Annotated in this window: 19 protein-coding genes; 4 read left to right on the forward strand and 15 right to left on the reverse strand. The window is 61.2% G+C overall.

The window, feature by feature from the left end; genetic code table 11:
• Nucleotides 1-21: 21 nt before the first annotated feature.
• Nucleotides 22-474: a response regulator gene (locus tag BTH_RS05230; protein ID WP_009896454.1), complete on the forward strand. Its 453-nt coding sequence runs from the start codon at nucleotides 22-24 to the stop codon at nucleotides 472-474.
• A complete protein-coding gene (locus BTH_RS05235; RefSeq protein ID WP_009896456.1) occupies nucleotides 471-1,949 on the forward strand; it encodes a hybrid sensor histidine kinase/response regulator in 1,479 nt (492 codons plus the stop codon). Before BTH_RS05230 ends, BTH_RS05235 begins: the two co-directional genes overlap by 4 nt.
• A 63-nt stretch (nucleotides 1,950-2,012) precedes the next feature.
• Here BTH_RS05235 and BTH_RS05240 read toward each other — a convergent pair whose 3' ends face one another.
• From BTH_RS05240 to BTH_RS05295, 14 genes are all read right to left on the reverse strand, one after another.
• Complete coding sequence (locus BTH_RS05240; RefSeq protein ID WP_011401103.1) at nucleotides 2,013-3,209, reverse strand: MFS transporter; 1,197 nt, start codon at nucleotides 3,207-3,209, stop codon at nucleotides 2,013-2,015.
• Nucleotides 3,210-3,233: 24 nt separating this feature from the next.
• Complete coding sequence (locus BTH_RS05245; protein ID WP_004548994.1) at nucleotides 3,234-4,361, reverse strand: tyrosine-type recombinase/integrase; 1,128 nt, start codon at nucleotides 4,359-4,361, stop codon at nucleotides 3,234-3,236.
• Entirely contained in the window at nucleotides 4,351-4,560 is a 210-nt protein-coding gene (locus tag BTH_RS35840) for an excisionase (RefSeq protein WP_076881460.1), read from the reverse strand. The genes BTH_RS05245 and BTH_RS35840 overlap by 11 nt, the downstream gene beginning before the upstream one ends.
• A 36-nt stretch (nucleotides 4,561-4,596) precedes the next feature.
• Complete coding sequence (locus BTH_RS05250) at nucleotides 4,597-6,351, reverse strand: hypothetical protein (protein ID WP_009896459.1); 1,755 nt, start codon at nucleotides 6,349-6,351, stop codon at nucleotides 4,597-4,599.
• A 14-nt stretch (nucleotides 6,352-6,365) separates the two neighbouring features.
• Complete coding sequence (locus BTH_RS05255; RefSeq protein WP_009896461.1) at nucleotides 6,366-6,644, reverse strand: hypothetical protein; 279 nt, start codon at nucleotides 6,642-6,644, stop codon at nucleotides 6,366-6,368.
• Complete coding sequence (locus BTH_RS05260; protein ID WP_009896463.1) at nucleotides 6,644-7,039, reverse strand: hypothetical protein; 396 nt, start codon at nucleotides 7,037-7,039, stop codon at nucleotides 6,644-6,646. Before BTH_RS05260 ends, BTH_RS05255 begins: the two co-directional genes overlap by 1 nt.
• A gap of 2 nt (nucleotides 7,040-7,041) precedes the next feature.
• Nucleotides 7,042-7,713, reverse strand: a complete 672-nt coding sequence (locus BTH_RS05265; protein WP_009896464.1) for a hypothetical protein — start codon at nucleotides 7,711-7,713, stop codon at nucleotides 7,042-7,044.
• A gap of 13 nt (nucleotides 7,714-7,726) precedes the next feature.
• Entirely contained in the window at nucleotides 7,727-8,434 is a 708-nt protein-coding gene (locus BTH_RS05270; protein WP_009896465.1) for a hypothetical protein, read from the reverse strand.
• Nucleotides 8,435-8,695: 261 nt separating this feature from the next.
• The gene (locus BTH_RS05275) at nucleotides 8,696-9,469 is read right to left on the reverse strand and encodes a prohibitin family protein (RefSeq protein ID WP_201762981.1); all 774 of its coding nucleotides are present in this window, start codon (nucleotides 9,467-9,469) and stop codon (nucleotides 8,696-8,698) included.
• 35 nt (nucleotides 9,470-9,504) lie between these two features.
• Nucleotides 9,505-9,654, reverse strand: a complete 150-nt coding sequence (locus BTH_RS05280) for a hypothetical protein (RefSeq protein WP_009896469.1) — start codon at nucleotides 9,652-9,654, stop codon at nucleotides 9,505-9,507.
• A 183-nt stretch (nucleotides 9,655-9,837) separates the two neighbouring features.
• The gene (locus tag BTH_RS35445; RefSeq protein WP_009896472.1) at nucleotides 9,838-9,960 is read right to left on the reverse strand and encodes a hypothetical protein; all 123 of its coding nucleotides are present in this window, start codon (nucleotides 9,958-9,960) and stop codon (nucleotides 9,838-9,840) included.
• Nucleotides 9,961-10,104: 144 nt separating this feature from the next.
• Nucleotides 10,105-10,236, reverse strand: coding sequence for a hypothetical protein (locus tag BTH_RS35450; protein WP_009896475.1), 132 nt, complete (start codon nucleotides 10,234-10,236; stop codon nucleotides 10,105-10,107).
• Nucleotides 10,237-10,246: 10 nt separating this feature from the next.
• Nucleotides 10,247-10,522 (reverse strand): hypothetical protein, encoded by a 276-nt coding sequence (locus tag BTH_RS05290; RefSeq protein WP_011401105.1) that lies wholly within the window; start codon nucleotides 10,520-10,522, stop codon nucleotides 10,247-10,249.
• 884 nt (nucleotides 10,523-11,406) lie between these two features.
• A complete protein-coding gene (locus tag BTH_RS05295) occupies nucleotides 11,407-11,799 on the reverse strand; it encodes a hypothetical protein (protein WP_009896479.1) in 393 nt (130 codons plus the stop codon).
• 85 nt (nucleotides 11,800-11,884) lie between these two features.
• On the opposite strand from BTH_RS05295, the gene BTH_RS29925 reads away from it, so the two are divergent.
• Both BTH_RS29925 and BTH_RS05300 read left to right on the forward strand, forming a co-directional pair.
• Nucleotides 11,885-12,127, forward strand: coding sequence for a YdaS family helix-turn-helix protein (locus BTH_RS29925; protein ID WP_076912134.1), 243 nt, complete (start codon nucleotides 11,885-11,887; stop codon nucleotides 12,125-12,127).
• Nucleotides 12,128-12,249: 122 nt separating this feature from the next.
• Entirely contained in the window at nucleotides 12,250-12,582 is a 333-nt protein-coding gene (locus BTH_RS05300; protein WP_011401108.1) for a hypothetical protein, read from the forward strand.
• Here the strand turns inward: BTH_RS05300 and BTH_RS34945 are convergent.
• The gene (locus tag BTH_RS34945) at nucleotides 12,579-12,932 is read right to left on the reverse strand and encodes a hypothetical protein (RefSeq protein ID WP_011401109.1); all 354 of its coding nucleotides are present in this window, start codon (nucleotides 12,930-12,932) and stop codon (nucleotides 12,579-12,581) included. The two genes, BTH_RS05300 and BTH_RS34945, sit on opposite strands and share 4 nt — an antisense overlap.
• Between the last annotated feature and the right edge of the window lie 25 nt (nucleotides 12,933-12,957).

A 12,957-nucleotide genomic window follows, 5' to 3' on the forward strand; every position in this document is an offset into this window, starting at 1 on the left:
GCCATCCGAAGGAGGTGAGCGATGATTGCCGATGACAGAGGGAATTTCGTCGAGATCCTGCTGGTCGAGGACAGCCCGACCGACGTGATGATGACCAGGGAGGCGCTCGAATACTACAAGGTGCTCAACCCGCTGCAGGTCGTCGAGGACGGCGTCGCGGCGATGGCGTACCTGAGGCGCGAGGGGCCGTACGCGAGCGCGCGGCGGCCGGGCCTCATCATCCTCGATCTCAACCTGCCGAAGAAGAGCGGCCGCGAAGTGCTGCAGGAGCTGAAGCTCGACCCGGAGCTCAGCACGATTCCGGTCGTGATCCTGACGACCTCCAAATCGGAAGAGGACGTCGCGCGATCGTACGGACTGCATGCGAATTGCTATATCACGAAGCCCGTCGACTTCACGAAATTCACGGATGTCGTGCACAGCATCAACGAATTCTGGCTCAGCGTCGTCACGCTGCCGCCCGCCAAGCCATGAGTTCGCTGGCGAAAAACGTCGAGATCCTGCTGGTCGAAGACAGCGTGACCGATGCGCTGCTCATCGGCGAGGCGTTGATCGACGTGACGGAGTTCACGCCGCACGTGGTCAACGCCGAGCTGCTGTCGGCGGCGCTCGAGCTTGCGGGGCGCGCGCATTTCGACGTCGTGCTGCTCGATCTGGGCTTGCCCGATGCGCACGGGCTCGACACGTTTCGCCAGTTCCACCGGCACGTGCCCGACGTTCCCGTGCTCGTGCTGACGGGGCTCGACGATCTGTCCGTCGGGCTGCAGGCGATTCAGGAAGGCGCGCAGGACTATCTGCTGAAGAAGCGGGTGGAGACGCCGCTGCTGAGCCGGGCGATACGCTACGCGATGGAGCGGCACCGCGTCGCCGCGGCGCTTTCGGCGAGCGAGGAACGCTTCCAGCTCGCGGTCAGCGGCGCGAGCGCGGGGCTTTGGGACTGGAATCCGAAGACGGGCGCGATGTATCTGTCGCCGCACTTCAAGAAGATCATGGGCTACGAGGATCATGAGCTGCCCGACGAAATCACGGGGCACCGGGAATCGATTCATCCGGACGATCGCGCGCGCGTGCTCGCCGCGCTGAAGGCTCACCTCGAGCATCGCGACACGTACGACGTCGAATACCGGGTGCGCACGCGCTCGGGCGATTTCCGATGGATTCAGTCGCGCGGACAGGCGCTGTGGAACAGCGCGGGAGAACCGTACCGGATGGTCGGCTGGATCATGGACGTGACCGATCGCAAGCGCGACGAAGACGCGCTGCGGGTGTCGCGCGAGGAGCTGCGCCGCCTGTCGGCCCACATCCAGAGCATTCGCGAGGAGGAGAAAACGCGTATCGCGCGCGAATTGCACGACGACCTGGGGCAGCAATTGACGGCGCTGAAGATGGCCGTCACGCTGGTCGACAACGAACTGAAGGAGGCCGGCTGGACGTCGCGCCCGAGCCGCTTGCCGAACGTCTATGCGCTGATCAGCCAACTGCTCGACTCGGTGCGACGGATCGCGGCGGACCTGCGCCCCGTAATGCTCGACGATCTCGGGCTGCCGGCGGCGATCGAGTGGCTGACGCACGAATTCGCCGCGCGATACCGGATTCCGGTGACGAGCCGCATCGAAGCCGACGACATCGCATTCAACCGCGGCAGCGCGACCGAGGTGTTCCGCATCGTTCAGGAGGCGCTGACCAATGTCGCCCGGCATTCGGAGGCGACCGAGGTCACGCTCGACATCATTCGGGACGAACCGAACTGCATCGTGCGGATTGCCGACAACGGCTGCGGCACCGCGCGCGATACGCGTCCGAACCGGCATTCGCTTGGCCTGCTCGGGATGCGCGAGCGCGCGGCGCGCCTCGGCGGCGAGATCCGGATCGACACCGCGCCCGGCCGGGGATTCGCCTTGACCGCGACGCTGTCGCTCGCCGTGATCGAGGCGGCCGATTCGACCTGACGGCGTCGATGTCGGCGGCGATGTCGGCGGCGATCGCGCGGGCCGTGGCGAGCGACGCGGCGCTCAGTTCGCCGCCGCGCCCGCGGCGTCGTGCGCGGTGGCGTTTGCGGCGTTCGTCGATGCGAGCGCTTCGAGCGCGAGCCCTTTCGTCTCGATCCCCAGCGCGGCCACCGCCAGCGCGGCGACGACGAACGACAGCGCGCCGAGCGTGAACACGCCGCCTTGCCCGAACACGGGCAGCACGATGCCGACCGCGTACGGCCCGATCAGCGAGCCGACCCGCCCGATCGCCGACGCGAAACCCGAGCCGGTGGCGCGCGCGCCGGTGCCATAGAGCTCCGGCGTATACGTGTAGAGCACCGCCCACATCCCGAACAGGAAGAACTGCATCGCGAGCCCGGTGCAGACGAGCAGCGTCACGCTGCCGCCGAACAGCGCGCTCTGGCCGTACGCGTACGCCATTGCGCCGCCGCCGACGAGCGACGCGATGCAGGTCGGCTTGCGGCCCCAGCGCTCGACGAGCCACGCGGCGCACAGGAACCCGGGAATGCCGCCGAGCGAGATCAGCACGGTGTAGAACACCGATTGCGTGACGGCGAAGCCGGCCTGCTGCAACAGCGCGCCGAGCCACGACGTGAGACCGTAGAAGCCGAGCAGCGCGAAGAACCATAGCAGCCAGACCATCGTCGTGCGGCGGCGGTACGCGGCGCTCCAGATCTCGCCGAACGGGCCGCGGCCGTGCGCGCATGCCGGCTCGACGAGCCGCGACGGCGCGGGCAGGCTCGATACGCGCGCGGACTTCATCACCTTCGCCTCGACGTGCGCGAGCACGCGCTCGGCTTGCGCGAGCCGGCCGCGATGTTCGAGCCAGCGCGGCGATTCCGGCACGAGCCGGCGCACGACGAGCACGAACACGGCGGGCAGCGCGAGCAGCGCGAACACGGTGCGCCAGCCGAACAGCGGCAGCACGAAGTACGACACGATGCCGGCGGTGATGAAGCCGAGCGGCCAGAAGCCGTCCATCAGCGCGATCAGCCGGCCGCGCTTCGCGGCGGGGACGAATTCGGACAAGAGCGTCTGCGCGACCGGGAACTCCATCCCCATGCCGATGCCGAGCAGCACGCGATAGGCGATCAGCGCGTCGGCGCTCTGCGCGGTCGAGCACAGGTATGACGCCGTGCCCCATAGCACCATGCTCCACTGGCATGATGCGATGGCACAGGACGGCAGGCCAGCAAGGCTTTTAGGGGAGTCGTCCAAAATTCTCCCAAAATTCGTCCAAAATTATTTGGACTGAGCCAGCTTGACTTCCGTCCACTCGCGCCCGCGATTGTCCCGATAGAGGGCGGTCATTTGGGCCGACGTATGGCCGACGAGCGCCTGTGCGAACGCTGGCCCGTACTCATCGGAATACAGGCGAATCGCCAGCGATCGAATCTCATGAAACGATGGCGGATTCCTTCCTTCTCTTCCAGTTATACCGGCAACGTCGCGCATTTCGGCAAACGTCTTGCTGATCGTGTCGTGGTAGACCTTCTGCCCCGGTTTGACGCTGCCGCGCTGATGGATGAAATGCACCATGTGCTTCGACACAACAGAATCACGGCATCGCTTGATGACGGCTTCAATTGTTAGCTTGACGGAGGAGAGGCCGACATGAACCGGAATTTTGAGCTTCACCTTGCCCTGACTCTTAATTGGCTCAACCCACAGGAAGCCGTCCTTGACCTGATCGAAAGTCATCGCCGCGATGTCGGAGAGTCGCTGCCCGGTGAGCAGCGCCAGTTCAAACGCATTTGCAGCCCAGCAGCGAGTCGAATCTTCGCGAGTCCTTGCCACGATGGCATTGAAGTCATCAAGCGTGAGTCGGTCGCGCGACACATCAACGGGCGGCGCTTTGACTGGTATGGCTGGATTCTTTCCCAACTCGATGTGTCCTGCCGCCTCGGCAGATCGAAAAACGTCTTGCAAGCGGCTTCGGATTTTCGCCGTGATCGTAGCGCCGCGGCTTTCCGTGATGCCTTCAATGTAGTCATTGATTTCCTTCGTCGATACTCTCATCAATGACTGGGTGGAGAACGGCGCAGCCTTAATCGCCCGGATCTGCGACTGAACGGATTTGATCGTATTGCCAGCTTTGCCTGATGCCTCAAACTTTTGTAGGTACTTGTCGCACCACTGATCCAGCGTTAGCTTACCTCCATCGATCCGATTGATTAGTGACACGTCGCCAGCACGGTGCAGCAGTTCTGCATTTGCAGTTCGAGCTTGGGCGGACGCCACCTTGAAATCTCTCCCTAAGCCGTAGGATTTTCCAGTGGCCGTATTCTTGTACCAAAAGTAGCCAGCCGAATTCTGATACAGATTGGCTGGCCAGTTCCTGCGATCCGCATTCCTTCGTCTAGCGGCCACTTGTCATCCTCTCAATTTTTTCCGCAACAGGGTCAACGTACTCGGCATCGGGGCGACAGAAATACCCTCTTCCTACTTTGCGTGGAACTGGGCGGATGCGTCCAGCCTTGATCCAGTTAAGCAATGTGTTTTGATGCGGTCGGTGCTCGCCGAATACCGCGTCGGCCCAAGCCGCCACTGGAATCAGCCTCGCTGTCATCACAATCTCCAGTTCATTCGATTTTGCTGTTCTCGCTCACGATTTGCTCTCTTGGGTGCGGGCGGCGTCGGCGACCTGATCGGCACTCGCTTTGTACTCTGTGAAGGTCAACGGTCTTAGCCCCTTCCTTTCCGCCGCGGGCATGTAAATGGTCTCGTACTCGTATTTGATGTGCGTGCGATACCGCTCGGCATCTCGCTTGACATCGTCCGCCAGGTCTACGCTTGTCCGCGTCGGGGGATGCACAGGACACGGCCGCCGCAGCGAGCCGTCGCCGCTCGGGCAGGTGCATTCCTTCGACTCCTCGCTTGGCTGCTGTGTGGAGTCGAGAAGGGCGCGCAGTTCAGTTGCCTCCGTCTTCAGCCCGTGGAATTCCAGCGTGTCGGCAGCTCTGCTGATCGTCTGCTGTTCACCGACCGTCAGGGTCGACGACTTTGCGTCGGCGTAGAGCAGGTGCTTGCCTTTGCCCAGCGTCTGCCGTCCGCGCTCGTTGAGGGACATGAACGAGATGCCCGTGGCCGAATCCCCCGGCTTCGAGATCGTTACGGACCCTACCGCTTCTCCCGCATCGGCGGGGGCGCGCGAAATCAACTCGCGGTCGATGCACGTCAGGCAGACGTAGCCTCCCATCCAGTCGATTCGGAGCGGCGTGTGCTTGTGCTCGCCGCACCCAGCGCAGTTCGTCGCCTGCGTGCTGGCGTAGGTATGCGGCTCGCGCGCCTCTGCCGGTGCGTCTGCCTGCGCTCGATACAGATCGACTTCGAGTCGGAGCACTTGAGCGGCGCGCACGACGCGTTCGATGGCGTTGAGGCCGTCGTTGTCGTCGACCTTATCGTCTCCGATGATCGTCGCGTAGACGGTGGCCAGCGTCTCCGTCATCCGCTTCGCGACGTAGGCATCTTCGTCGAGTGCGTCTGCCTGCGCGGGTTGCGGTGTCGTATCGCCCATGCCGGCCGCGTAGGCGTCGCGGGCAATCTGCTTGGGGTTCGTCTCGCCCTTCGCTGCATAGTCGGCGTACCAGCCTTCGAACTTTGAATCGCCGACGTGGCGCTTATCGGCCTGCGCGGGTTGCAGGGCGGCGTAGAGCGCGCGAATTTCGTGATCTGCTGCGCACTCAGGCGCTTGCAGGCGCTTCGCGGTTTCTTCAGAGCAGTTGTGCCATTGCCCTGCCGGAAGGTCCGCGACGATCCGGTATTGCCACTGAGCCACCGCCTCCGCAGCGGACGATGCTGCCGCGCGGGCGTAGCGAGCGCCCGCCTTAAATGCCATCCATGCAATACCGCGCGTTGCAGCGTCAGCAATGATGTTCCCTACTTCGGAGTCGAACGCCGCGCGCTCATCCGCCGGCGAGGGTGCTTGCAATCCGCACACAGCACACGGATTGTTCTCTGCCGACGGTGACCCCTCGCAACCCACGCATAGCGCTGCTATCGATTTCGGATAGGGCTGGCTCACGCAGAGCCGGAACGTTTCGGCGCACAGCTCCGCGAATCGCTTCGGCACGACACGCGCGGACGATCTGTCCGGGCAGCATGCCTTGAAGTCGGCGGGAATATCGCCGAGGCGGCCGCACTCGGGGCAGAAGCGGATCATCTCTTCGATCGGCGCTGCTGCGGGGTGCTCACCAGGGAATGCGGCGAGGATGCCCGCGAGCCCGGAAATTGCGTCTGCGCACTGGCCGACGAACGTGCCGTCGCCTGTCTCGACTTGCTGAAGCACCTGGATCGCGTAATCTATCGCGTCGCGGCGGTCGTCCGTCAGCGCATCAGCGCGGCTATTTTCGGTGGTCATGGTGGTTCCTCTGCTCAAGAAGGCTTGCGGATTTCGACAGGGCACGGAGTGGTCATCACGTCGTGCAGCGCTGATTCGAGCCAGCCCTTGACCCATTCATCTCCCGCGACGCTTCGCAGCAGTTGGTAGGCGGACAGCAGGGACGCCGACAGGTACGTGACCTTTTCCGAATCGGTCATCGTGGCGATGCCGTTGCGGGTGTAGTCGTCCAACACGAGCTTTATCATCCGCATATCTTCGGCTTTCTCGGCGTCGCTGTATGGCGAATCAGCGTGGATCTTCGCGGTGGTCATTATTCGCGGCCCTCCACGTCTGCCGCAGTGATGACGTACTCACTCACGTTGACGACGCTGTAGAACGTCGGTTTTGCATGCTTCTCGATCCAGCCCGAGAGAAGCGTTTCGAGTTCGGCCTTTGCTCCCGGCGCGATGTCCGGATATCCATCAGCAGCTTCGCCGACCTCGTCATAGGCGCGGTCGCCGATCATATCGATCACGTCGTTGGCGTCGCACAGGCGCTCGGTCGGGATCGGCTCGACATCGCCGTAGAACACAACATCGCCGACAGCGAGCTCGTCGTGCATATCGAGTAGTTCGTCGAGCGCATCGCACGAGAAGAACTCGTTGTCTTTGCTCCAGACCGTGCGTCTCACATCGGTGGTAGCGCTGCTTCCCGTTTCGTTCGTCATGCTCAAAGATCCTCCAACAGCTTGTCGATCGGCTTGCGCGATTGCAGGACGACGAGAGCCATTTGTCTCTTACCTTCGTCGAACCCCGCCCGATAGGCGGCTTGTTCTGCGGGTGTGCGCCCGGTCGGCTCCGTTGTATGCCGTGTGCGATCGCGGCGCACCTTGGGGGGAATTGCACGTGCAAACAGCGCGTGCGGGCCGTCTTCGGTGTCGTAGATCTCGAGCAGCACCCAACCTTCGCCATCGGGTGGCGTCGGCGTCCATGCGCTGCAGTCGGCGTCGGCGTGCTCGTGGTACTGCTCGTAGCTTTCGGCATCGACGTCGGATTCCATGCTGACGAATGCCGATTCGATGCCGAACGCCTCAAGGAACCTGTCGACGCGCACATCCTCGTCGCAGAGGGGAAGTGCGGGATGCGTCAGCCAGCCTTGGTCGTCGCGCTGGATCTCGCGCGGTGCGAGCAGCTTTTCGCGCAGACCTTCGAGCGAAACGAAGCCGTCGAAGAGCGATTCGCGTGTCGCGGTTGCGAGATCGAGCCGAAGAGCCTTTGCCTGCTTCAGTGCCTCGTTGCGCTGCGGCGACTCGGGCAGTAAGTCGATTGCGCCGACCAGCTCGAATGCGTACTGCGTCAGGTTCACGATGCCGTTCGCGCGCGGTTTCGTCTCATTCGTCATGTCGTACCTCCGTTCAATAGTCGCGGCCGGGGTAGTAGGTATTGATGCTGTTCTCGTCTCCGTCGATGATCAGCTTCGTGCCGGTAGCGTAGAGCTGGAACAGGCGGCGCTTGAAGCCGTGCATGGGGCCGACAAACAGCGTTTTGCTCGGATCTTTTTGGTCGATCTGCACGCTGTATACGCGGCCGTCGTGGACGTCGATCTGATACGGGCAACTGTAGGATTCGGTGCCGTGCTCCTTGTCCAAGTAGATGTGGTAGAACTTCGAACTGGTGATGCTCGCTTCGCGAACAATCAGCGTGATTCGATTCGACTCATCGCACGAGCACGGGCGATACTGGCGATCGGAGTGCTCGTCCTTGATGAATTCCTCGACGAGTTGCGAAAGCTTGATCTCTGCCGGTGCGGGTGCGAGCAGCTCCTTCATCTGCTGCTCGATCTGCGTTTCGATCGTCGCGTTCAACTGCGCGTCGACCTGCTGTCGGATGATCTTGAGAATGAGATCGTTGTATCCGGGCAGACCAAGGTTATGAAAATCGACTTGCAGCGCGGCTTTGACGCGCTCTTTCAATTGCTCGCCGAAGGTCGAGTACGAGCGAAGTTCCTCGTCGATGATCGACGTGATCGTCTTCGTCAACTTTTCTTCGATCGCCTTCTCGATCGCGCCGGCCGCGACGATGTTCGAGAAGGCGGTGGAGACAGCTTGTTGCAGTTCTTTCATGGCTTGGCCCTCATGCACGTCATTGGAATTCGAAAAAATGCTGGCCCGGACAGGCGCCAGCAAAGCGGGGATTCAAGGGCGGACACTCAGCGCTCGCATAAGGCAGCGTTGCATGGAGTGAACGGAGTGACGGAGCCCAACCGCCACCGCCGAGCGTCCGCTCTTGAATCTCCGCAGGGGAAAAAGAGGGTGCCGAACTGGCCACCCTTAAAGGCCGCCCATATCCGAGGGGGAGAGCCCGGGCGCAGGCTCAGAGCTTCGTTACCTGATCTGAACGAACGGGACGCTGTTCGCGCCCATGTACTGGGGAAGCTTGCCGTCCCACTTTTCGATCGCCATCTGTTGCAGCATCTGGTTGTTTTCACGCAGTGCTTTCGCTTTCACTTCGAGCGCTTCGGCTTCGCCCTTGGCGATTGCGACCTGCTTCGCTGCATCCGCCTCGGCAGCACGCAGTTCGTTCTCTTTCTGCTGCGCGATCTGTGTCGCGGCGATCTTCCCGTTGATCGAGTTCATAACCTGCTCGGGGAGACGCATCTGATTCACGAAGTAGACCTTCTCGACGCTGATTCCGACCGTCGCGGCGTTTGCCTTTACCTCGTCCTCGACGCGCTGCTGAAGCGCCGCTTTGCCCTTGCCGTAGACGTCCTCGACGGCCATCGACGCGCCGGCGAGATTCAGTGCGTCGCGCACCATCGCGCGCAGATAGACACCCGTGATTTCGTCGACGCCGCGACGGTACTTCTGGAACACCTTCGGTGCGTTGTCGTGCGGGATCGCGTAGCTGATTCCAATGTCGGTGTTGACTGACAGTCCCTCCACCGTTTGGAACGTGAACGACTCGTCGGACTTGTCCGTTCTGTCCCACACGTAGGACTGCGTGAACGTCGGGAAGATGAACATGTCGACGTTCGGTCCGTTGAAGTAGCGGCCGGGCCCCTTCACTTCGACGTTGACGCCCCGGTCGTCGCCATAGCGCTGCACCTTCACGCCGACATAGCCGGCCGGGACGTTGTCGCAGCCGGTCGCGAGGAACATCACGGGCGCGAGGATCAAAATCAGAAACAGGCGTTTCACTTGTTCTCCTTGATATGAGGGGGAAGAAATTTCACGAAGGCGGCGGCATACGCCAGCCACACGAACGGCACGGCGAGCAGGGCGACGCTGCTGTCCTGATTCACCAGCCACGGGGTCACGATCGACAGCAGCACCAGAAACAGCACGGCCGCGACGATGAACTTCGAAGCGGTTTTTATTGGTATCTCCGGTAAAAAATGGCGGGGCGCACGTACGGGCCGCCCCGCCGAAAGGCCGCGCTTATCCGAGAGGAAATCCCGCGCGCGGCGAGCGGGGTTTAGGAATGCGAAATTAATTGCATGGAATCTTGCGTCGAAATTTGTCAGCTATCAGGTTGAAAGACGCGACGCCGTTTGTTCGAGCGCGTCCTCACGCTCGTCTGCTTGCGCGCACAGCAAGAGGAATAGGGCGACTGCTACCGCGGCCCCCACCCAAACCTTGAGCATGTTCATGTCAGTTCTTGCGCGCGTCCTTGTAGCCGAGCTGGTAGCCGATCGTGCCGGCGCGGGGAGCGCGGCCGAGTGCTCGATCGTTCCAACCGCGGATGTACTCGCTGATCATTTGTCGTTCCATCGTGTCTCCGGTCTTGGAAGGTTTCAGGTGTCGCTTCGAACTTCGAGGACGCCCACTGCGATCAGGTGTTGCGCGATTTCGCGCATCAGATGCTCGACAAGAGCGCCGCGAGGCATGCGGCGCAGCTCGAGCAGGTTCTTTGCGGGTTGGCTCACGATCTACCTCCTAGACCTTGAGTCCGACCGTACGCAGGAACAAGCGTCGGTCGTAGTCGAGCTTCATGCGAGCTGCATGTCGCATGGCATGCGCCCGGCCGATGTTCTCGCTGTACCGATGAGATAGGCCGAGCAGCGCCCACGTCTCGCGGCTCGCGTTCGCGCTCACCTCAAGATCAGCAGCTGCGTTTTCCAACCATTCGACCGACACGGTTGGGATCTTCCGTTTCGATTCCACTGGATCTCCTTTCGAAGAGTCACGATCGCGATCCTCGTTTCCCCTCATGATTTAGTAGTCCGAATTCAATGAAACGATGAGGGTGCAACGCTGATCGATCTGCTTCCATGTCAGTTTTCATGGGATGGGGCCACTGCCGCGACTTCCGGCTTCGCTTTCCCCTCCGAACGACAATCCGGCAATCTCGCGAACCGCCACGTGCGTCGCGACCAACTCCGGCGTCCTCTGGCTCCCTCGCCGCGGCCAGACCACGTCCGCATCGGCAGGACCCTATCTCATGAAAGCTGAGTGGTGTCGGGCGCTACCCCGTTTCTCGGCTACACCGTAGAGCCGACCGGTTGCTCCCTTGCGGGTCCCGGTACGCTGGCACTCTTAAAGATCGATCCGCCGGAGCGGTGCAGCGAACAGCGGCTGCCATGGATCGAACTTTAGCGAAACGCGAAATCTTTGTCTATAGCGAAACGCGAAATATCTAATGAAATTTCGTCCGTCCCTACATCAGCTCCGCGGGAGGGCATGGTTGAACTTGGCCGTATGATCCGTCGAATGATTGATGAGGCGGGGGCACTGCTTCCTTACACCCTGACAGAATTGACGTTGATAGGCCAGATTGTCCTTGGCAGAATACTGTATGTATTTACAGTATTTAATAAGATGAAAGAGGGCCACCTTGAAGGAAGAAGCGATAGCGCGCCTGCGATGTAAGCCGGGGGATTTGGTTAGGGTCGTTGTGGCGGTAAATCCGGAGCTGTTGGGCGCTGTCGCGCTTGTGCAGCGGCGGCGTCCCGACGGACGCTGGAATGTTCTCCTAGATAGGAGTGCGCGGGGCGTCACCCTGCGGGGCGGGCGCGTCGTTGAAACGAGAGAATTCTGTTTCAGAGATGAGTCTCTCGAACCTATCGCAGGTATCGACGAGCTACTACGTTCGAGATTCAGTCACCTGCCGGGCGGTCGTCGTCTTCTGGATCGGGGTGAGGAGGGCGAGCCAGAAGGCCTTTGATGAACGCCTCGACCTGAGCCCGGCCGCCAGCGTCAAGCCGTTCCCATCCCGCAGGCGTGCGGCTTCCCGCCTTGGGAGAGGGAGAGTTCCGCTCATGATCGATGTCGAGCCAACCACGCGGCTTGCCCGCCGCTTCTTCGATTCGACGGGCGGTGTCCTTGCGCATGCCGCGCTTCTTGCCGGTCTGGGAGTCCCTTGCGCCATCGCGCAGGTTAGCGTATTGGGCGAGACTCATATCGAGCATTTTTGCTGCGGCCGTAGGGCTGCCGCATTCCGTCTCGAGGAGCCGCAGATTGTCTCGCCTGATTTCGTCAATGTCCTTCATATATCAAATTCAATAGCAAAACGCTAAAGCAGTACATGCGCGAAACGCTATAGACAAAGGTTTTGCGTTTCGCTAAAGTCTCGATATGGATCTGAGAACCTACCTCGACGCGGAGCGCGGCCGGCTTGTCAAATTGGCTGAAGCCATCGGCGCTCACGCCTCTGATATCAGCGCATGGGCCAATCGGCGTAGACCAGTGCCAATACCGTTCGGCTGGCCTATCGAGCAGGCGACGATGGGCGCCGTTGGTCGGCGTGATCTCTTTCCTCTCAACGTAGTTCGAGACGTGTGGCCCGATCTCGTCGGAGAGACGGGGCAGCCTCTATAACGCGGCTTCGTGTTCCTTCGTTGATGAAGGTGGTTGGGGTGCTGCGAGATGTTTTATCTTGCGTGGGTTAACGATATCCTATTGAACGTGCTGTCCCTTACGGGCCAGCGGAAGGAGTCAACGTGACAAATGCTAACGACAAGTGCGCTGTGACGATCGAGGCAAGTCCCATTGGAACGGGGCGCGTCTTGATCGATGGCGTTGAAGTCCGGTGCGTCCAGAGCGTCAACGCGCGTATCCGCGCTGGACAGGGCGCCGTGGTGGAGCTGGGATTGGCCGCGAACGGCGGCACTCAGATCCACTACGACGGCGCGAATCTCTACATCGAAGAAACTGCCATGCCCGCGGCACTCGAAATCGCTCTGTGGAAACACCTCGAGAAGAAGTACGGCCGCGAAATCGACGTTACAACGATGAGTTCGTCGACGCGCGATTACTGCCTCGTTGGCGACTAGATTCGCGTGATCTCGACGCCGCTTCGCACGAGTCGAAAGACATTTTCCGAGACGCGGTTCAGTGGCTCACCGTTCGAAAGTCGATATTCCTTCAGGCCCAACTCGCTGCTCTGTTCAGCGAACGTGCTTGTGTCGATCACGTCCTGGCGGACAACGACGTTGTACTTGTTGCCGCTTTCGTCGACTGCTTCGAAACGGTCAGTAATTACGCTCATTGGGTCTCCGTTTGTGGCTACTTCGTGGTGTGGAAATCCGAATTCTGCCATGGGCGTGAGACCCACCCATTTGAACCAAAGCGTGTGTCGCCTGTGGAAAGCGGCGTAGACGCTCAATAGCAACACCCAAGCCATTCACGAATCCTCGTTCAAAGCGTTG

Origin of the sequence: Burkholderia thailandensis E264, from assembly GCF_000012365.1 — a bacterium.
GTDB classification, from domain to species: domain Bacteria; phylum Pseudomonadota; class Gammaproteobacteria; order Burkholderiales; family Burkholderiaceae; genus Burkholderia; species Burkholderia thailandensis.

What these genes read in the sequence shown, in the direction of transcription:
- BTH_RS05275 (WP_201762981.1), bottom strand. Translation starts at nt 9,469, where the DNA reads ATGTTCCTCGCGACCGGCTGCGACAACGTCCCGGCCGGCTATGTCGGC.
- BTH_RS05270 (WP_009896465.1), bottom strand. Translation starts at nt 8,434, where the DNA reads ATGAAAGAACTGCAACAAGCTGTCTCCACCGCCTTCTCGAACATCGTC.
- BTH_RS05290 (WP_011401105.1), bottom strand. Translation starts at nt 10,522, where the DNA reads ATGAGGGGAAACGAGGATCGCGATCGTGACTCTTCGAAAGGAGATCCA.
- BTH_RS05295 (WP_009896479.1), bottom strand. Translation starts at nt 11,799, where the DNA reads ATGAAGGACATTGACGAAATCAGGCGAGACAATCTGCGGCTCCTCGAG.
- BTH_RS05265 (WP_009896464.1), bottom strand. Translation starts at nt 7,713, where the DNA reads ATGACGAATGAGACGAAACCGCGCGCGAACGGCATCGTGAACCTGACG.
- BTH_RS29925 (WP_076912134.1), top strand. Translation starts at nt 11,885, where the DNA reads ATGGATCTGAGAACCTACCTCGACGCGGAGCGCGGCCGGCTTGTCAAA.
- BTH_RS05260 (WP_009896463.1), bottom strand. Translation starts at nt 7,039, where the DNA reads ATGACGAACGAAACGGGAAGCAGCGCTACCACCGATGTGAGACGCACG.
- BTH_RS05235 (WP_009896456.1), top strand. Translation starts at nt 471, where the DNA reads ATGAGTTCGCTGGCGAAAAACGTCGAGATCCTGCTGGTCGAAGACAGC.
- BTH_RS05250 (WP_009896459.1), bottom strand. Translation starts at nt 6,351, where the DNA reads ATGACCACCGAAAATAGCCGCGCTGATGCGCTGACGGACGACCGCCGC.
- BTH_RS35840 (WP_076881460.1), bottom strand. Translation starts at nt 4,560, where the DNA reads ATGACAGCGAGGCTGATTCCAGTGGCGGCTTGGGCCGACGCGGTATTC.
- BTH_RS34945 (WP_011401109.1), bottom strand. Translation starts at nt 12,932, where the DNA reads ATGGCTTGGGTGTTGCTATTGAGCGTCTACGCCGCTTTCCACAGGCGA.
- BTH_RS35445 (WP_009896472.1), bottom strand. Translation starts at nt 9,960, where the DNA reads ATGAACATGCTCAAGGTTTGGGTGGGGGCCGCGGTAGCAGTCGCCCTA.
- BTH_RS05230 (WP_009896454.1), top strand. Translation starts at nt 22, where the DNA reads ATGATTGCCGATGACAGAGGGAATTTCGTCGAGATCCTGCTGGTCGAG.
- BTH_RS05255 (WP_009896461.1), bottom strand. Translation starts at nt 6,644, where the DNA reads ATGACCACCGCGAAGATCCACGCTGATTCGCCATACAGCGACGCCGAG.